The organism is Parafilimonas terrae (genome assembly GCF_900115755.1).
GTDB classification, from domain to species: Bacteria; Bacteroidota; Bacteroidia; order Chitinophagales; family Chitinophagaceae; genus Parafilimonas; species Parafilimonas terrae.
Genome location: NZ_FOXQ01000001.1, coordinates 514767 through 532888, shown reverse-complemented (window position 1 = coordinate 532888; position 18122 = coordinate 514767). Strand labels below are relative to the sequence as shown.

Annotated in this window: 18 protein-coding genes and 1 tRNA gene; 6 read left to right on the top strand and 13 right to left on the bottom strand. The window is 40.3% G+C overall.

What is annotated here, in order from left to right:
• Nucleotides 1–24: 24 nt before the first annotated feature.
• The 5 genes from BM015_RS02245 to BM015_RS02225 form a co-directional block, all read right to left on the bottom strand.
• The gene (locus tag BM015_RS02245; protein ID WP_090654070.1) at nucleotides 25–354 is read right to left on the bottom strand and encodes a four-helix bundle copper-binding protein; all 330 of its coding nucleotides are present in this window, start codon (nucleotides 352–354) and stop codon (nucleotides 25–27) included.
• 106 nt (nucleotides 355–460) lie between these two features.
• On the bottom strand, nucleotides 461–1837 hold the full coding sequence (locus tag BM015_RS02240; protein WP_090654067.1) for a porin: 1377 nt from the start codon (nucleotides 1835–1837) through the stop codon (nucleotides 461–463).
• Nucleotides 1838–1944: 107 nt separating this feature from the next.
• Nucleotides 1945–2331, bottom strand: a complete 387-nt coding sequence (locus BM015_RS02235; protein WP_143075727.1) for an HYC_CC_PP family protein — start codon at nucleotides 2329–2331, stop codon at nucleotides 1945–1947.
• A gap of 21 nt (nucleotides 2332–2352) precedes the next feature.
• The gene (locus BM015_RS02230) at nucleotides 2353–3087 is read right to left on the bottom strand and encodes a heavy-metal-associated domain-containing protein (protein WP_090654063.1); all 735 of its coding nucleotides are present in this window, start codon (nucleotides 3085–3087) and stop codon (nucleotides 2353–2355) included.
• Between the two features lie 72 nt (nucleotides 3088–3159).
• Complete coding sequence (locus BM015_RS02225; protein ID WP_090654061.1) at nucleotides 3160–3723, bottom strand: helix-turn-helix domain-containing protein; 564 nt, start codon at nucleotides 3721–3723, stop codon at nucleotides 3160–3162.
• A gap of 114 nt (nucleotides 3724–3837) precedes the next feature.
• Here BM015_RS02225 and BM015_RS02220 point away from each other — a divergent pair, with 114 nt between their 5' ends.
• Nucleotides 3838–4323, top strand: a complete 486-nt coding sequence (locus BM015_RS02220; RefSeq protein ID WP_090654059.1) for an META domain-containing protein — start codon at nucleotides 3838–3840, stop codon at nucleotides 4321–4323.
• 115 nt (nucleotides 4324–4438) lie between these two features.
• Here the strand turns inward: BM015_RS02220 and trxB are convergent, their stop codons facing one another.
• The 5 genes from trxB to aspS form a co-directional block, all read right to left on the bottom strand.
• On the bottom strand, nucleotides 4439–5392 hold the full coding sequence (trxB, locus tag BM015_RS02215) for a thioredoxin-disulfide reductase (RefSeq protein WP_090654057.1): 954 nt from the start codon (nucleotides 5390–5392) through the stop codon (nucleotides 4439–4441).
• Nucleotides 5393–5559: 167 nt separating this feature from the next.
• A complete protein-coding gene (locus BM015_RS02210) occupies nucleotides 5560–6432 on the bottom strand; it encodes a DUF4249 domain-containing protein (RefSeq protein ID WP_245751171.1) in 873 nt (290 codons plus the stop codon).
• Nucleotides 6433–6459: 27 nt separating this feature from the next.
• Nucleotides 6460–6999 carry a 5'-methylthioadenosine/S-adenosylhomocysteine nucleosidase family protein gene (locus tag BM015_RS02205; RefSeq protein ID WP_218148414.1) on the bottom strand — a complete coding sequence of 180 codons (540 nt, stop codon included), beginning with the start codon at nucleotides 6997–6999 and terminating at the stop codon, nucleotides 6460–6462.
• 102 nt (nucleotides 7000–7101) lie between these two features.
• Nucleotides 7102–7587 carry a hypothetical protein gene (locus tag BM015_RS02200; RefSeq protein ID WP_090654051.1) on the bottom strand — a complete coding sequence of 162 codons (486 nt, stop codon included), beginning with the start codon at nucleotides 7585–7587 and terminating at the stop codon, nucleotides 7102–7104.
• 14 nt (nucleotides 7588–7601) lie between these two features.
• Complete coding sequence (gene aspS, locus BM015_RS02195; protein WP_090654047.1) at nucleotides 7602–9425, bottom strand: aspartate--tRNA ligase; 1824 nt, start codon at nucleotides 9423–9425, stop codon at nucleotides 7602–7604.
• Between the two features lie 254 nt (nucleotides 9426–9679).
• On the opposite strand from aspS, the gene parS reads away from it, so the two are divergent.
• From parS to BM015_RS02175, 4 genes are all read left to right on the top strand, one after another.
• Nucleotides 9680–10201, top strand: coding sequence for a type II RES/Xre toxin-antitoxin system antitoxin (gene parS / locus BM015_RS02190; RefSeq protein WP_090655163.1), 522 nt, complete (start codon nucleotides 9680–9682; stop codon nucleotides 10199–10201).
• A gap of 8 nt (nucleotides 10202–10209) precedes the next feature.
• Nucleotides 10210–10668 carry an RES family NAD+ phosphorylase gene (locus BM015_RS02185; protein WP_090654045.1) on the top strand — a complete coding sequence of 153 codons (459 nt, stop codon included), beginning with the start codon at nucleotides 10210–10212 and terminating at the stop codon, nucleotides 10666–10668.
• A gap of 99 nt (nucleotides 10669–10767) precedes the next feature.
• The gene (locus tag BM015_RS02180) at nucleotides 10768–12327 is read left to right on the top strand and encodes a glycoside hydrolase family 10-like protein (RefSeq protein WP_090654042.1); all 1560 of its coding nucleotides are present in this window, start codon (nucleotides 10768–10770) and stop codon (nucleotides 12325–12327) included.
• Between the two features lie 34 nt (nucleotides 12328–12361).
• On the top strand, nucleotides 12362–13285 hold the full coding sequence (locus BM015_RS02175; protein WP_090654040.1) for an alpha/beta hydrolase: 924 nt from the start codon (nucleotides 12362–12364) through the stop codon (nucleotides 13283–13285).
• 44 nt (nucleotides 13286–13329) lie between these two features.
• Here the strand turns inward: BM015_RS02175 and BM015_RS02170 are convergent.
• Nucleotides 13330–13403 (bottom strand) — tRNA-Met (locus tag BM015_RS02170).
• 203 nt (nucleotides 13404–13606) lie between these two features.
• Between BM015_RS02170 and BM015_RS02165 the strand changes: the two genes are divergently transcribed.
• Nucleotides 13607–16150: a PKD domain-containing protein gene (locus BM015_RS02165; protein ID WP_177191783.1), complete on the top strand. Its 2544-nt coding sequence runs from the start codon at nucleotides 13607–13609 to the stop codon at nucleotides 16148–16150.
• Between the two features lie 6 nt (nucleotides 16151–16156).
• Here BM015_RS02165 and BM015_RS02160 read toward each other — a convergent pair whose 3' ends face one another.
• Nucleotides 16157–17356: a pyridoxal phosphate-dependent aminotransferase gene (locus tag BM015_RS02160; protein ID WP_090654036.1), complete on the bottom strand. Its 1200-nt coding sequence runs from the start codon at nucleotides 17354–17356 to the stop codon at nucleotides 16157–16159.
• 40 nt (nucleotides 17357–17396) lie between these two features.
• Nucleotides 17397–18122 carry a methyltransferase family protein gene (locus BM015_RS02155; protein ID WP_090654034.1) on the bottom strand — a complete coding sequence of 242 codons (726 nt, stop codon included), beginning with the start codon at nucleotides 18120–18122 and terminating at the stop codon, nucleotides 17397–17399.

Below are 18122 nucleotides of genomic sequence, written 5' to 3'. Positions count from 1 at the left end.
TTGAATTTCATTACCCGTAAATGCTTATGCCATTTTCCTGCATGCTTCAGCGCATTTCTTACAGGCCGCAGCACATTCTTTACAATGCTCATGATTATGTTTGCTGCATTCTGCATAACAATCATCGCATAGCTGTGCACAGATAAAGCAAACTTCTTTTGCCTGGCTGCTGCCCAAGCTCATCAATTGCGCTGCTGCATAACATATAGCCGCACATTCCATGCAAAGCTGAATGCACTTCGCCATCATGTTTACATCTTTTTCCTGTGTATCTCCGCTTGCGCAATGGTTGCACAATGCGGCACATTGCAAACAGGCATCAATGCATTCTTTGTAATCGTGGTAATTTTTCATATAGAAGATTTTAATGATTACATTGATATTAATTCGTGAGTTGCCGGTGGTGAATAGTGAATAATTTTAGTATTCAGCTCACTTACAAAAATAATCCACAATAACACTACATCTTCATCCTCATCATCGCAGGATAAATGCGCAGGTACACCTCAACCGCAGCGGGGTTTTTACCATATAAACTGTATAGCTTTTTATCTTCATTATAAAAAGTAAAATGTGTGCCCAGCGCAACCTTTGTTTTATTCAGTTTAAACAAATCATAATTCGCGCCAATTGTAAAAGCATTTACATTAAACAGTTCATGTCCATAAATAGCATCATCAAGATTAAGCTCGTGTGTTGATTTTTGTACAAATTCGTATTTACCATACAAAGCCAGTTTATTTAAACGATAAGAAGCTTCAGCCAATGCTGCATGTTCTCCATCTTCATCTTTTTGTTTGTTCATACCCCAAACAGCAGTAGCCGCAAATGAATTTCTTTTATTAAACTGCGCAGCATATTCTGCGGAAGCTGTTGTTCTGTGCACATTTTCATCTGGATGCAAAGCTTCAGGGCTTTTTACATAAGCCTGCGACACCTGGAATGCCCAGTTTTTTGAAGGATTGAAAGAAAGCCTTCCGCTCCACGAATCAAATCTTGGCTTATCCAGATCATAACGGTTTTCATCTGGTTCACGGCCCGTGAAAGAAGACCCTTCCAGTTTGAATTGCCCCAGCCTTACACCGATGGTCGCCACTCCAAAAGTTATATGCGTTGCATCAATCCAGTGATGGGAAATAGGCGCATCAGGATTATCCATAGCAGAAGCGCGGTGCATAAAAGCAACCGGGCCTAACGCAGGTTCGCCCGGATAACCAATATAGGCAAACACATCGGCCTTGTTGGAAAGTGCATAAGAATAGGCAACAGACAGCTCGGAAAAAAGATCATGCGGATGCTGGCGGTCAACAAGCGGCACGCCATGCGCAGATTCCCCGCTTTGAAATAATAAAGGATAACCCTTTTGGCCGGTTACCAACGCATCAAGCGAAAGCATGGTACCAAAACGAAACAAGCCTCTTTCACCCACCTGTCGCTGGCCCATAAACATAATCCAGTTGGGTACATCAAAACCATCATCGCCGCGTGAACCTTTATCATTTAAATCCTGCTTATTGTAACGGAGAAAAAGATTGTAATGCAGCATATACATCCAGTTTTTTGAATGATACATGTGGCCATACATTGGCGCTGCATCCGGGCTCCAGCCGGTGCCGGAACCATTGCGTGTCATAGGCAGGTTGAGAGAAAAAGAATAAGACATATTGCCCATTGGCGCGTAATCTTTCTTCTCCATATTTTTTTCAGCGGAAGGCATGGTATCGTTTTCGTTCATGTTATGCATATTATGATGTGCATGCATTGAACTATCATCCTGTGCAGATAAATAATTTATTGAAATAAGAAAAGTTATTATAGCTGTTAAAAGCGTTTTCATGAAATGATTTTAAAATTAAGGATAATGTAAGTGATCAATTGTGAGTGTTGGGTAACAACATTTCAAATGCTGCAAAGAAGCAGCCATGTAACTGAACAATACTATTATCAGATCCTGAAAACACAATTCAATAAAAATGGCGGGTTGGCGCGTGGAGGCGGAATTTCAATACGGTGAAAAACTATGCTGCTATTGAATAACGGATAATCAATAAAGACAAGCGGATAATTCTTTGTATATTCAGTATGATTGAGCGGCGTAAAATTGATAACTGAGCTAACTTGTTCTTTGCTGATATTGAAAGAAGCATGCGCATCGTTACAGCACCCTTGTTGCTCCTGTTTATGCATGCCGCAGTTATCACAATTTCCCGAATCACTTTTGTCGATATCCCATCCTATAAATTTTCCCATACAGTAATGAAAACTTATAGTAGCGCCGCTGGATGCAGTTGCATAAACAACAAAAAGCAATATGGATAGGATTCTCTTCACCTGGAATTTTTATATCAATATTTACGCCAGCAAAAATAAAAGCATAGCCGCACTCATTAATATCATTAACAAATCTTCAATAATTGTTATGGTGCTCATGGGCAAATTAAATACGGCGCCAAGACAGGCACATTTTATTTTTCTTTTATTAAAAACGCTTTGCAAAACACCAATAATGCTTATGGCCATTACAATTAATGTAACGGTATTGGTGAGCACCGCATTAAACCCGGCAATAAAGGCTATGCCTAATGCAAGCTCAATAAAAGCATATAGATAGCCATAGCCCATCCATTTTTTTGCAATAATATCATAAGAAAAATAACTTTCGGCGAAGCCTTTCAAATCAAGCATTTTAAAGAATGAAAAGACTATAAAAAAGGCGCCCATGAAATTATTCATCCAGTGCATGATATTAAAGCCATTGTTAGCCTCAATCAATAATGTTATGCCGGTGATGTACATGAAAATCAATAGCACTGGTTTATAAGTTGCAAACCAGGGTTTGGGTACATCTGCATCTTTTGTTGGCATGCCATCATGCACATTCAATTCCGCCAGTTGATATTTGGGATAATCTTTTAATGCATTTTGCAATGCACTTGTTTGTACATGATGATGCATGGTAATATCTGCTTCGTTTTTGTCAAGATGAATATCCACTTTTTCAACACCATCAACTGCTGCTAAAAGCTTTTGCACTTTTGATGCACAGCCATTGCAGGTCATTCCTGTTATAGTATATGTGTGTGTCATGCAGCAAAATTATTTTAGCCCTGAATCTTGCTGTTACACAATTATGGATTGTATTTATATAATTAGGGCTTATTAAACGTTGTCTAACGTTTTACGATGATAAATGCCGCTTTGTTTAAAAACAGTCGGCGTTTGACCGGTAACTTTTTTAAACTGTGCTGATAAATGCGCCACACTGCTATAGCCGGTTTCGTAGGCAATTTCACTTAGGTTTTTTTCATCATACACCAATAATTCTTTCACTTTTTCAATTCTTTGATTAATGATGAACTGCTCAATGGTTATGCCTTCTGTTTCAGAAAATAATTTACTGAGATACGAATAATCGTGGTGCAATTTTTCTGCAATAAAACTGCTGTAATTTTTCTGCGGCTGCTGATCGTTGTAATGAATGGTATTTATGATGAGCGTTTTAATTTGTTCTATTATCTTTTTACGTTTATCATCCAGCAATTCAAAACCTAATGCTTTTAAGTTTTTACTTAATATAGATTCCTGTCCTTTATTCAAAATATCTTCCTTAATAATCACTTCGCCAAGCTCTGTTTTTACAGGATGCAACCCCAGTTTGCTCAACTCATTTTCAACTGCAAGCTTGCAACGCTGGCAAACCATATTCTTTATATAAAGCTTCATCCATCAAAAGTAATGATGCCGGCTTAAGCATGCATAAATGATATATATTGAAGAATAATACAGCGGCAAACATTTTGCTGTTATAACGTTTATATTTACTTATAAATCTAATGTATGAAAGCAAAATATTTACCTGTCTTGTCAATTTGCCTTGGCATAATATACAGTGCCTGCAGCAACCCTAAAGATTCTGCAACATCATCATCTGATACTGCTTCTGCCATTGCAGAAACTGCGCCTTCAACACCAGCTTTAGCCATTACAGGTGTAAAATGGAAATTGATTGAATTAATGGGACAGCCGGTTGCCGACAGCGTAAATGGCAAAGAGCCTTTTATCACATTTAAAAAAGAAGACAGCAGTTATGCAGCCAACGGCGGTTGCAACGGCCTGGGCGGCAAATTTGAATTGAATGAGCAAACACTGCGCATTACTTTTCAGCAAGGCATGTCAACCATGATGGCCTGCCCCGATATGACAATTGAAAGCGGCTTAAAACAGGTACTTACAGATGCAGACAATTATACGATTAGTGACAGCATACTATCTCTCAATAAAGCCCGCATGGCGCCGCTGGCACGTTTTAGAAAAGTGGAATAAAACAAAACGCTCATGTAAATATATTCTGCATGCAGAGGAAATGTACATCAAAGGCGTTAACAGACAGAACGAAATACATTTAAAGAACCCCGTTGGTTTATCAGCAGGTTACAGTTTAATTCAACCCCGATTCTCCCAGGTATCTTTCAGCATCCAATGCAGCCATGCAACCGCTGCCCGCTGCGGTAACAGCCTGGCGGTAAGTTTTATCCTGCACATCGCCGGCAGCAAAAACACCTTTAATATTTGTTTTGGTTGAACCAGGAACTGTTTTAATATAACCGGCTTCATCCATGTCGATCCAGTCTTTAAAAATATCACTGTTAGGCTGATGGCCAATTGCAACAAAAAAAGCGCTTATGGGTATGGTTTGCTCTTCGCTGTTTTTGTTATTTTTTATTTTAACGCCTTCTACCCTGGTTTCGCCGAGCACTTCAATAGTTTCGGAGTTCCAGTAGATTTTTATGTTGGGCGTGTTTTTAACACGGTCCTGCATCACCTTGCTGGCGCGCATGCCATTCTCGTCTTTACGAACAATCATGTGCACATTGGTGGCAAGCTTTGAGAGATATGAGGCTTCTTCGCAAGCCGTGTCGCCGGCGCCCACAATGGCCACTTCTTTATTGCGGAAAAAGAAGCCATCACAAACGGCACAGGCGCTTACGCCATAACCGTTTAAACGCTGTTCGCTTTCTATATTAAGCCATTTAGCTGATGCACCGGTGGCGATGATTACCGAATCAGCTTCTATCAATTTTTCTTCATCAATCCAAACTTTATGAACGGGGCCGGAAAAATCAACTTTCGTAGCAAGCCCATAGCGAATATCAGCGCCCATGCGTTTTGCCTGTTTTTCAAAATCGATCATCATTTCCGGGCCCTGGATGCCATCAGCATACCCGGGGTAATTTTCAACTTCTGTTGTTATAGTTAATTGCCCGCCGGGCTGAATGCCCTGGTATAAAACGGGCTTTATATTGGCGCGTGCTGCGTAAATAGCTGCTGTATATCCTGCCGGGCCTGACCCTATGATCAGGCAATGAACCCTTTCTGTTTCGTTGTTTGCCATACTGAATTTTAATTTGAACAGTGAATAATGCTGCCATGAAAAATTTTAGTACAAGGGAGTGACACAACCGTGACGCCACGAAGTACAAAAGCCGGGATCATAACAACAAAAATTATTTGCCTGCAAATAATTTGAGCGTGCAAAATTAATGAAGCTTGTGTTAATAATTACTTAGGGATGATAATAGACTGGTATTGCGTGGCGTAACCGCAAAAAGCGCCAAGCGCACCACCGCTGATATTACCAATGACTTTAATGGGCGAGGAGAAGGGATTGCCGGTGCTTTGATACGCATATTCCCAGGTGCGCCAGAAATCGTAAGTGGCTTTATCAATGTCGCAGAATTTGAAAACAATGCTGTCGCCACGATGGAAGAAACCGAAATCTTCATCGTTGAATTTGATAGAATCGCTTCTGCTGTAACTTTTTGGTATCTGGAAAGTGTAGGTGGTGCCATCGGTAATCTGGTCATCAAAAGCAGAAGTATAGCCTGGATAAAATGGCTGGTTATTGGTGCTTACGAAATAACGTACATAGTCGCCAAAGCCGGGCGGATCGGTGAACAGGCCATATAAAACACAACGGGTTGTGTCGGGATTATCAGGCGCTTTTTTCCACCAAAGCGAATCGCAGGTTTTGCGCATGGGAGGAATAGTAGTGGTGGCTGTGTAAACTGAACTGTCTGCTAATACTATATTAAGATTATAGGTAGTGCTAAGTCTGCCAATAAGCACCTGTGCAGGATTGGTAACATCAACTGTATAATAATAGAAAGTATAACCGCTGGAATCTGTATAATTTACTTCTTTCAGGGTTACGGTTTTGCTGCCATCGGTTATGGTTACGTTGGCATTGTGCACAAAAGAAGCCTGCAGCTCTTCGGGTGAAATCGTATTGAAATAATTGAGTGAATTTGAAAGCACCACCAGCGGCGTGCCGTTGTCTTCAATACGGGCGTCAACAACGAGTTTGGAGGGTTGATCATTTACTTTTAGATCAATAGTGCGCTCGCAGGAAACGAATGTGATAAGAATGAACAAATAATATAATTGTCCGAACCGCTTCATTTATAAAGGGGCAAAGGTATTGGGAAACAATATCTTTTTAAAAGCCTCAGCGGCTTTGTGCACTTGCACTGTCCAGCTTTCTGCCGCAGCGCCATCGGCGCCGTCTGAAATATATTTCAGGCATAAAAAAGGTATTTTTTCTTTCATGGCGATTAAAGCAAGCGGGTAGGCTTCCATATCAATTACATTATAATTTGTGTTTGAATGATTGATTTCGAAATCATCGCCGGAACCGCAAATGCCATGAGGCAGTTCTTCTATTTCAATGCCATAATTTAATACAGGCGGAATGCCTGAAAGCGGCGTTTCATATTGAGCAAAACCGAGTGGACGAACATCCATATCCCGCTGAATAAATTGTGTGCAGCAAACTACTTCACCCGTAGGAAAAACATTACTGCCGGCAGAACCAAGATTTATGATAAGGGAAGGTTTATTGGTATGAATTAACTTAGTAAGTTCATAGGCTGCGTTTATTTTTCCGATGCCGCATATAAGTTTATTTACATGCTCAAATTCTGTTGCTGCTTCTGAAGCCAATGCAAAAACGAATAAGTTTTTTTTATCTGAAAGTTGTAAGTTTTTGCGGGAAAATGTCATAATGAAGAAACACAATTTATAGTTGGCAAATAATCATAACGCTCATATTAAATACCATGGAAATTTTCCGTCGGCGATTTTTTTAACTGTGTCCGAAATTTTTGCATTGATACATTTTGACATAACTGCTTCAGCTAAAAAACGGTTGTTAGTTCTTGAAAAATAAGAAGGGTCGATATTAATACTTTTCTTTCCTGCAAAAAATGTCCATTTTGGATGCGGATGTTGTCCGGTAAATCCGAGATGTAAATCAACATCGATGATTTCGTTCCAGTTAATCTCCCTTGTAAATAGTAAAGTTTTGTAAGCAATCGAATTTTGATAAATTCTTATTTCAAGATTGTTGAAAGCCAGCCAAAGCAAAAATATAAGTGCATGAGAAAAAATTATAAATCCAGCATAAAATCCATTTTTTGAATCATCCGCATTGCTTAAAAGCCTGACTAAAACAAAAGGCAAAGCAATAAACACATAAACAATTATTAATGGCCACTTCCTTGCTCTCAGATATGTAGTTGCAACAATCAAGCTCTATTTTATTTTTATACATCAAGCTTTATCTGTAATTCTTCCAACTGTTTATCATCAATGGTGGAAGGCGCATCAATCATTACATCACGGCCTGAATTATTTTTAGGGAAAGCAATAAAGTCCCTGATGCTTTCGCTGCCGCCAAGAATGGCGCAAAGCCTGTCAAAACCAAAAGCAATGCCGCCATGCGGAGGAGCGCCATATTCAAAGGCGCCCAATAAAAATCCAAATTTATGCTGTGCTTCTTCTTTACTCATGCCGAGCGCCGCAAACATTTTTTCCTGCAGTTCGCGTTGAAAAATTCTTATAGAGCCGCCGCCAATTTCATTGCCGTTTAATACAATATCATAAGCATTGGCTTTGATGTTTGCATAAGGATGGTCCAGGTATCTTGCAGCATCTTCAATTGCCGGGTTATTGTTGATCATCACTTCAATATCCTGCGGCTTGGGCGATGTGAACGGGTGATGCCTTGCTACCCAGCGGTTGCCCTCTTCATCATATTCAAACAAGGGAAAATCAAGCACCCAAAGCAGTTTGAACTCATTGTCTTTGCGCAACCCAAGCCTTTTGGCCATTTCCAAACGGAGCTCACTCATAGCTTTGCGGGTTCGTTCTTCATTACCTGCAAGAATTAAAACAAGATCGCCGGCTTTAGCGCCTGCGGCATCAGCAATGGCTTTTAATCTTTCACCATTATAAAACTTATCTATGCTACTTTTATAACTGCCATCGGTATTGCATTTTATAAAAGCCAAACCTTTCATGCCAATCTGCGGACGTTTTACCCATTCGGTTAGTTCGTCGGTTTGCTTGCGGGTATATTCACTGCAGCCCGGAGCAGCAATGGCAACAACAGTTTCAGCACTGTCAAATACAACAAAATTTGCATTGTCGATCAAAGCATTGCCGGCTGTTTTGTTTACATAAACAGATGAAGGCTTTTTAAGATTGGCAATCTTCATTTCAAACCTAATATCCGGTTTGTCATTACCATAATTCCACATGGCATCTTCCCAGGTCATGCGTTCAACCGCATCTGTATAATCAATCCCTTTTACGTCTTCAAAAATACGTTTCGCCAAACCTTCAAACATATTCAGTATATCTTCCTGTTCAACGAAGGCCATCTCACAATCGATTTGTGTAAATTCAGGCTGGCGGTCGGCTCGCAGATCTTCATCTCTGAAGCATTTTACAATTTGATAATAGCGGTCATAGCCACTTACCATTAATAGCTGTTTAAATGTTTGCGGGCTTTGCGGCAATGCATAAAATTCTCCCGGGTTCATGCGGCTTGGTACCACAAAATCCCTTGCACCTTCCGGTGTTGATTTTATAAGAAAAGGTGTTTCAATATCATAAAAACCGTTCTCATGCAAATAGTTTCTTGCGCTGCGGTTTACGGCATAACGCAATTCAAGGTTTTTCTTAACAGCATTGCGGCGCAGATCAAGATAGCGGTATTTCATTCTTAAATCATCACCGCCATCCGTATCATCCTGGATAGTAAAAGGCGGCACTGCTGATTTATTAAGTATCTTAAATTCATCTACCGCAATTTCAATATCGCCTGTAGGAATATTTTTATTTTTATTGCTGCGCTCAGAAACTTTTCCTTTTACCTGCAATACAAATTCGCGGCCGAGCGGGTTGGCTTCCAGTTGGTCATTTAAAATTTCGCCAAAAAGTAATTGTGTTATGCCATAACGGTCGCGCAAATCAACAAAAGTTATAGCGCCAAATTTGCGCACGGTTTGCACCCAGCCGGCCAACGTAACAGTTTCACCGGCATTTTCAATTCTCAATTCTCCGCATGTATGTGTACGATACATAAACGCCTGTCCGCTAAAGGAGGACTACTTTTTTTATGAATAATTTTTTTGGTTCCGGCTTTGGTAGTTGTGATATTTTAGGTTGATTGCTCATGCCAAAATCGGGCGGCAAATATACACGGATTGAGGGAATGCTTTTAGGCATTCTCGTAGTGTATCCTATTATGCCAGATTTTTGATAAAATACCTGAAAAAAATTTTCTTTTTCAAAAGAAATGTATAAATTTATATTTAAATTAGTAAAATTTTATACTATGGCAAAAAAGAAAACGATAAAGTATAAAGCCGGAAAACCAGGCAATACCGTAGAGGAAAGCGCTGCTATATATGTGGTTAAAAAAAATGTCAATGGATTAAAAAACTTTTCTTCAATTCTTTCTTTTAGCCATAAGCCCGAAAGCCAAATGACGAATTTCGAAAAAATGGCGGCTGTAGAAGATGGCATCAGTAAAGAAGAATTACAAAAATTAAAAGAGAAAACAAGTATGGATTATGATAAGCTTGCCAAAGCATTGTCTGTTACAAGAGCCACATTGATCAATAAAAAGAAACAGGAAAAATTCAACGCGGGTTTAAGTGAGCGAATTTTCAGTCTTGCCGATATATATTCTTATGGCTACGAGGTTTTTGAAGATGTGGCCCGTTTTAATACCTGGATGTTCAGGCCAAACCAGGCTTTGGGCGGTAAAACGCCCTTTGAATTAATAGGCAGTCCATTTGGAAGAGATGAAGTGAAAAATGTTATTGGCCGCATTGAATATGGCGTTTATTCTTAATTGCCTTTATGCTTGTATACAGAATATGCAAAACCAAATTTGCAAACGATTTATCAGGAGAAGGGGCGAGGTTGTTTGGTGGCCGGTGGAATAATAAATTAACCCCTTGTATTTATACATCGGAAAGCAGGGCTTTGGCTTTGCTTGAATATACCGTTAATATAAACATTGATGATGTGCCAAGGGCGTTAAGTATGACCACGCTTGAAATACCTGATGAAAATATTCTTGCTTTTGAAGAATATGAATTGCCCGGAGACTGGAAAGATATACCTGCACCATCTTCAACAAAAAAATTTGGAACGAAACTTTTAAATGCAGCCAAAAGCCCGGTTATAAAAATCCCTTCAACTGTTATTCACGATGAATTTAATTACATATTGAACCCGCGTCATGCTGACAATAAGCTTTTCAAAATATTGGATATAAAAGATTTTGTGTATGACATTCGTATTAAACTCAATTGAGTTAACTTCTTATCAACATACATTTCACGATTCTGGTAATACATTTCTAAATTTCTCTTTACCATTAAACACTAAGCGCTCAACTTATATCTTCGTTTGATGATGCGATTCTTTTGTTGTGCACTGATTTTGTTTTTTCTTGATCTTTCATCGGTTTATTGCCAGCCAAAATATGAGTTTCGAGCAGTATGGATTGCATCTGTTGCCAACATTGATTGGCCAAGCAGAAAAGGGTTAAACACTGAACAACAAAAGCAGGAATTCATTAATATCCTTAATGAGCAACAAAAGAATGGCATGAATGCCGTGATTGTACAAATACGGCCTGCTGCTGATGCGCTATACGCTTCTCAATATGAACCCTGGAGCGAATATTTAACAGGCAGGCAGGGTGTTGCGCCCTCACCTTATTACGATCCGCTTCAATTCATGATTGAAGAAACCCATAAGCGCGGCATGGAATTTCATGCATGGTTAAATCCATACAGGGCCGCTATGAGCCCATCAACATTTATTGCCCCCAATCATATAACGCGGCAACATCCTGAATGGTTTGTATGGTACGGCGGGAGACGATATTTTAATCCCGGTATTCCGGAAGCTATGAAGTATGTAACGAATGTTGTTATTGACATTCTCAAACGTTATGATATAGACGGCATACACATGGATGATTATTTTTATCCTTATAAAATTTCCGGCAAAGATTTTCCGGATACCCAGGCTTATCTCAAGTATGCAAGAGGAAAAGGTATAAGCAAGGCTGACTGGCGGCGCAGTAATTGCGACAGCATTGTGAAAATGATTCATGATGCTGTACTTATGTATAAACCATTTGTAAAATTTGGTATAAGCCCGTTTGGTGTTTGGCGCAACAGTTCAGTTGACCCACGGGGCAGCGATACGAAGGCAGGGCAAACATGTTATGACGATTTATATGCCGATGTTTTATTATGGCTGAAAAAGGGATGGATAGATTATGTAGCGCCGCAGTTGTATTGGGAAATAGGTCACAGGCTTTGTGATTATGAAACCTTGCTTAACTGGTGGAGTGAAAACAGTTATGGGAAACAATTATATATCGGCCACGGTGTTTACAGGGCCATTGAAAGGCCAACGGCGGCATGGCGTAATCCCAATGAATTACCTGATGAAATAAAAATGCTTCGCGATGATGCCAATGTAAATGGCAGCATTTTTTACAGCAGCAAGTTTTTAATGTATAACCCAAACGGCTGGGAAGACAGTCTCCGGTTTAATTATTACAGGATGCCGGCATTGATTCCGCCGATGGATTGGATTGATACTACTGCACCGCAGCATCCGCATCTGTTAAAAATAGATTTAGGGCAAAGTATAAGAAATCAGCGGTTAACTATTTCCGGCGATGGAATTAATAAAGGTGAAACGGAACCGATTAAAAATTTTGTGGTGTACCTGTCGAAAACAATTGCAGGTATAACTAATCACCCGGCAATAATAATACCGGCGGATGCTTCGCTTAAATTTGAATTTGTTATTCAAACCACTGCCATACCTAAAGAATGGGATAATTGTTATATGGCTGTAACCAGTGTTGATCGTGAGAATAATGAAAGCCCCCCATCAAATATTATCCTGCTTGAAAAAACATCTGATGGCTGGCAGGTTAAAAATTGATTTTATTTGCATAAAACCAGAATAATTTTTACGCATGAAAAAAATTGCTTTATTCTTATTTATTTCAACAATTACAATGCATTCCTTATATGCGCAACAAACCATTACTTTATATGATGGCGCTGTGCCTAACAGCAAGCCTTATAATACTAAGGAGTGGTGGGAGCCCAGAGAAACCGGCGATACGATAGTTCATTTTACATCACAGCCAACACTCACCATTTTTTTGCCTGATAAAAAAATTGCCACCGGCACTGCTGTAGTTATTTGCCCCGGCGGTGGTTACTGGATAACATCTATTGTGAAAGAAGGTTTTGCAATAGCGAGGGAATTTAATAAAATGGGGGTGGCGGCCTTTGTTTTAAAATACCGCATGCCCGAAGACAGCGTTATGATTAATAAAACTATTGGCCCTTTGCAGGATGCCCAGCGTGCAATTCAATTGGTACGCATGCATGCAAAAGAGTGGAATGTTGACGCCAATAAAATAGGTATCATGGGGTTTTCTGCCGGCGGGCACCTGGCCTCAACTGCAGCTACGCATTTCAATCACAGTTATATTGAAAATACAAATAATATAAACCTGCGCCCGGATTTTTCCATCTTTATTTATCCTGTCATCAGTTTCCAGGATAGTATTGCGCATATTGGTTCAAGGGACAGGCTGATTGGTAAAAACCCGCCTAAATCATTGCTTGATTCTTTTTCAAACGAATTGCAGGTAACTGCACTAACGCCGCCCACATTTTTGGTGCATGCAACAGACGATAATGTTGTGCCTGTGATGAACAGTATTACATTTTATGAAGCTTTAATTCATAATAAAGTTTCTGCCGAAATGCATATTTATAAAGCGGGGGGACATGGTTTTGGATTGCATAATCCCACAACCAATGATTTATGGATGGAAAGTTGCCGGAGCTGGCTGCAGAGCATGAAACTTTTGCCGGGAAAATAAATTTCAGGAAGCAAAAAAGGCACCGCAGGCGCCTCTTTTGCTTGTAGCGGGATCGGGAATTGAACCCGAGACCTCCGGGTTATGAATCCGACGCTCTAACCACCTGAGCTATCCCGCCTTATTTAGGGAGCGCAAAAGTAGTCTTTATCAATTAAAATAAAAAGCGGGGTACTAAAAAACTCTTTCAAGGCGTTCTAAGTATTACTTTTTTTTAAGTATATGTTCCGTTATATATTGATTTGCAGGATTTTTGCAATAAATCTGAAACTATTTAAAACCGATCTTATTAAAATTAACTACCAAAATCCCGTTTTTATTTTATTGTTAGGCATTTTTTTGGTGTCGGGTATTGAAGGAAAGACACAATTAACCGCGGCATTTTCAGCTTCTGTTACCAGTGGCTGTTCTGATCTTACGGTAAGTTTTACAGACCAGAGCACCGGTTCGGCAACGAGTTGGTTTTGGGACTTTGGCAACGGGCAAACTTCAGCAGAAAGAAATCCAACGATGACCTATACAACGGGGGGCAATTTCACGGTGAGGCTTATTGTAAGAAATGACCTGGAAGAAGATTATGAGGAAAAAACAGGATATATTAAAGTGTTTCGAACTCCTAAACCTGAGTTTACTACGGGCGTTACCACAGGCTGCTCGCCGTTAAACGTTCAATTTAATGATAATACCAACCTTACGGGTGTAACGCTTAAAAGCCGCACCTGGAATTTTGGCGACGGAACTACTTCTTCCCAACAAAATCCTGCTCACACTTTTACCGGTACAAAAACGTTTGATGTTTCACTTACTATTGAAACGACGGACGGCTGTGTTAACCAGCTTAAAGAAGAAAATCTGATACATGTAGGCACTAAGCCAACAGCTAATTTTACAGCCACTCCCCGGGATGGCTGCGCCTCTGAACTAAGGCAATTTACCAATAAATCTTCGGCTAATGTTAAATCGTGGTCATGGAGCTTTGGTGATAAAACAACAAGCGAGGAACCTTCACCTTTACAGCATTACCAGGATTCCGGTTGGTTTAATGTGCGGTTGATTGTTAACAATAACGGGTGCAGGGATACGATGGTTAGAAATAAATACATTCACGTAAAAGCTCCTGGCGGAAGAATATTCGCAAACCCTGATTGCCAGAATCCTTATACATTTAATTTTTCAGCAACCTTGTCACCAAACACTACCTACCAATGGGCATTTGGGGATGGAGGTACATCCAACCTGAGGTCGGTACCACATACCTACCCCGCGGTAGGTGCATATAATGTGCAACTCAGGGTTGATGATGGTATTTGTTACGATACCACAAACCGTATGGTTTTTGTTTCTGAAATTAAACCTGTTGCTAATGTATTATCTGCGGCGCCTTACTGTTATGGTAATCCTGTTCAACTGGGGTTTACACAGTATGATCCTGATATTGCAAAAGATTTCAGGTGGTATTTTGGCGACGGGGATTCCACAGGATATAATTCAACCCGTGATACGATAAACCATGTTTATGATACGGCAGGTAATTTTAATCCTGTTGCAATTTTCCGGAATATTTATAATTGTACCGATACAATTGATTTAAACCCGATAACCATAGTAGGCGCTACCGCTAAATTTTCCCTGCCAGACACTGCGTGTACCCTTACCAAAGTAGATTTCTCAGATGAATCAACCCCATCAGGATCGCCAATACAAAAATGGTTTTGGAGTTATGGCGATGGCAGAACAGATTCAGTTCAGGGGCCTGCCCTAAACTATTATGATTTTCCCGGTCTTTATAATGTTAAACTCACCGTTACCGATGGCAATGGCTGCGTGAATTCCAAAACACAGCAAATGCAACTGCTTACCACGCCAACAGTTGTTGCAGGAAACGATACATTATTATGTTTAGGTAAAAGCGCTGTTTTAACGGCCACAGGCGCTTCAACTTATATTTGGAATACTGATCAGGCGGTCATTTGTAATCCTTGTACTGTTCCACCAACAGTAGCACCCAATGCAACAACAAATTATTATGTAAAGGGCTCTACGCCGGAAGGCTGTTTTGCTACAGATACAGTTGTTGTAACCGTTCAACCTAAAGAACGCGTAAGCATACAACCGGGTGATACGGCTGTTTGTGCAGGATCATCCCTGCAACTGATCGCAGGTGGCGCAAGCTCAGGCAATTATTCATGGTTTCCTTCTACGGGGTTAAGCGATGCTGCTATTGCCAATCCCATTGCCACGCCTTCCGGAAATATTTCCTATTCAGTTTCCGGCAGCGACAGCAACCATTGCTTTACCGATACGGCAACTGTAAACATTACCGTTAATCCGTCGCCTACAGTGGATATTACCGATAGCCAGGTGGCATTGCCTGTGGGTTCTACCTATACACTGCAGTCAACTTCAAGCGCCGATGTTATTGATTGGCAATGGTTGCCGCAAACAGGCCTTTCCTGTTTCAATTGTCCAAGCCCTGTTGCCACATTGGGCAGCCCGTTAACTTATACCTTAACAGTTCGTAACAATTTCGGTTGCATCAATACGGATTCAGTTCAGATGATTCCCGCCTGCATCGAGAATTTCGTCCTTATACCAAATAGTTTCACGCCCAATAATGATGGTTTAAATGATTATTTCTATCCCAATTCAAAAGTGCCAATAACCGTAAAATCCATGATTATTTTTAACCGCTGGGGACAGAAAGTTTTTGAAAAGGTAAACTTCACTACCAATGAAGCTGCTTATGGCTGGGATGGCAAGTTTAAAGGCCTTGTTCAAAACATGGGTACATACGTATATGTGATGCAACTGATATGTGTGGATGGAAGCATAATCAATCAAAAAGGAACCATAAACCTGCTGCGTTGATTTAATTTATTGGCGACCGGGATATTGTTCAAGCGCTTTCTGCAGGCAATCCATAGCTGCGCTTATGGCTTCAAGATTTAAAACATAGGCAAGCCTTACTTCGTCTTTTCCATAATCAACCGAGCCATAAAAACCTGTTGCCGGAGCCAGCATTAATGTTTGGTTATCATAACTGAATTCTTCCAGGAGCCACTGGCAGAATTTATCAGAATCATCAATGGGCAGCTTAGCCATAGCATAAAAAGCGCCGCCGGGATTGGGGCAGTAAACACCCGGAATAGCGTTTAATCGTTCTACAATTAAATCCCGCCTGGCTTTGTATGCTGCTTTTGTTACATCAAAATAATTATCCGGCAAATCAATCGCTGCTTCTCCCGCTATTTGCCCAAAAGTTGGAGGGCTTAATCTTGCCTGGGCAAACTTTAATGCCGTATTATACACTGTTTCATTACGCGTAATAAATGCACCTATTCTTGCACCGCAGCAACTGTAACGTTTGCTGATGGTATCCATCAATACCACATTGTCATCACAGCCTTCCAGTTGCATAGCGCTGAAATGCTCTTCTTCATAACAGAACTCCCGGTAGGCCTCATCGGCAAATAAATACAGGTTGTGTTTTAGAGCAATTTGCTTCAAAACTTCCATTTCATCTTTACTATACAAATACCCGGTAGGATTATTGGGGTTGCAAACAACAATTGCTTTTGTGCGGTTGGTAATAACTTTTTCAAAATCTTCTATCGGGGGTAATGCAAAACCGTTTTCTATGTGCGATGTTATCGGTACCACATTTACGCCTGCTGAAACGGCAAAGCCGTTATAATTGGCATAATATGGTTCGGGAATAATTACTTCATCACCGGCATCCATGCAGGCCATAAACCCAAACAAAATAGCTTCACTGCCGCCGGTAGTAATTATGATTTGATTATGATTGATGCTGATGCCATTCTTTTCATAATAACCCACCAGTTTGCGGCGGTAACTTTCATTACCTGCGCTATGGCTGTATCCCAGAATTTTAAAATCTGATTTGCGGACTGCTTCCAAAACATGTTCAGGTGTTTCAATATCGGGCTGGCCAATATTAAGGTGATACACTTTTATGCCTTTCTTTTTCGCTGCTTCGGCAAAAGGCACGAGCTTTCGTATGGGAGATGGCGGCATTTCGCGGCCACGCTTGCTAATGGTGAGCTTAGACATACCACAAACCTAAAAATGAAAACTGATAAGGCAATAAAATTTATCCGTTCAGCCTGCCCGATTTCTTAATTATTCTTATGAAGATGTAAATAACCAGTAAAACTGCGAGGATGATGATGAGCAGGGTGTTACGCCAATGGCTATCGTAATTTGTGAGCTGCGGATAAAAGAACAGCAGCAATAAAACAATACCAACCAGCCATATAAAAGTGGTTGTGTGTTCTTTGGCAACATAACGTTTCCAGTTAAAATGCATGCCTGAAAATGTTTTGCTGATGCCTTTAAAACTGGGTACCCAGCGGTTCACCCTTGCGCAATAATTTATAAACTGTTCGCCGAATTTATTGCGCAGAAAATTTTCTTCGGCCAGCACAATTGCCTGCCATATAAAAAGAAAAAAGGGGATCATTATAACAACATACAAAAGGGAATTGGATAATATACCCACACCGGTAATCATTAAAATATTACCCACATATAAAGGGTTGCGGCAATGAGCGAATATGCCTGTGGTGACAAGGTCTTCCGCATAAACTTTTTTATTCTTTCCACCGCGGATTATATAAGCAAGCCCAATGGTAGCGCCGCGTGTAGCCTGCCCTAAAACCGTAATAATTAAACCGATTATAATTGGGTACCAGTAATAGTTTTTACCAAATTTTTCTTCGGTAAATAATTGAGGCAGGCCCGGCACAAACAGCAACGCATAAAATATGATAAACAACCAGTTGCGGTATTTAAAAAAGAAATTGCCTATTTGTACCAT

Bases quoted from the DNA above. Each gene is read 5' to 3' on its own strand.
- BM015_RS02180 (WP_090654042.1), top strand. From the start codon at position 10,768: ATGATGCGATTCTTTTGTTGTGCACTGATTTTGTTTTTTCTTGATCTT.
- BM015_RS02185 (WP_090654045.1), top strand. From the start codon at position 10,210: ATGCTTGTATACAGAATATGCAAAACCAAATTTGCAAACGATTTATCA.
- BM015_RS02220 (WP_090654059.1), top strand. From the start codon at position 3,838: ATGAAAGCAAAATATTTACCTGTCTTGTCAATTTGCCTTGGCATAATA.
- BM015_RS02240 (WP_090654067.1), bottom strand. From the start codon at position 1,837: ATGAAAACGCTTTTAACAGCTATAATAACTTTTCTTATTTCAATAAAT.
- parS (WP_090655163.1), top strand. From the start codon at position 9,680: ATGGCAAAAAAGAAAACGATAAAGTATAAAGCCGGAAAACCAGGCAAT.
- BM015_RS02175 (WP_090654040.1), top strand. From the start codon at position 12,362: ATGAAAAAAATTGCTTTATTCTTATTTATTTCAACAATTACAATGCAT.
- BM015_RS02230 (WP_090654063.1), bottom strand. From the start codon at position 3,087: ATGACACACACATATACTATAACAGGAATGACCTGCAATGGCTGTGCA.
- BM015_RS02160 (WP_090654036.1), bottom strand. From the start codon at position 17,356: ATGTCTAAGCTCACCATTAGCAAGCGTGGCCGCGAAATGCCGCCATCT.
- trxB (WP_090654057.1), bottom strand. From the start codon at position 5,392: ATGGCAAACAACGAAACAGAAAGGGTTCATTGCCTGATCATAGGGTCA.
- aspS (WP_090654047.1), bottom strand. From the start codon at position 9,425: ATGTATCGTACACATACATGCGGAGAATTGAGAATTGAAAATGCCGGT.
- BM015_RS02225 (WP_090654061.1), bottom strand. From the start codon at position 3,723: ATGAAGCTTTATATAAAGAATATGGTTTGCCAGCGTTGCAAGCTTGCA.
- BM015_RS02155 (WP_090654034.1), bottom strand. From the start codon at position 18,122: ATGGTACAAATAGGCAATTTCTTTTTTAAATACCGCAACTGGTTGTTT.
- BM015_RS02245 (WP_090654070.1), bottom strand. From the start codon at position 354: ATGAAAAATTACCACGATTACAAAGAATGCATTGATGCCTGTTTGCAA.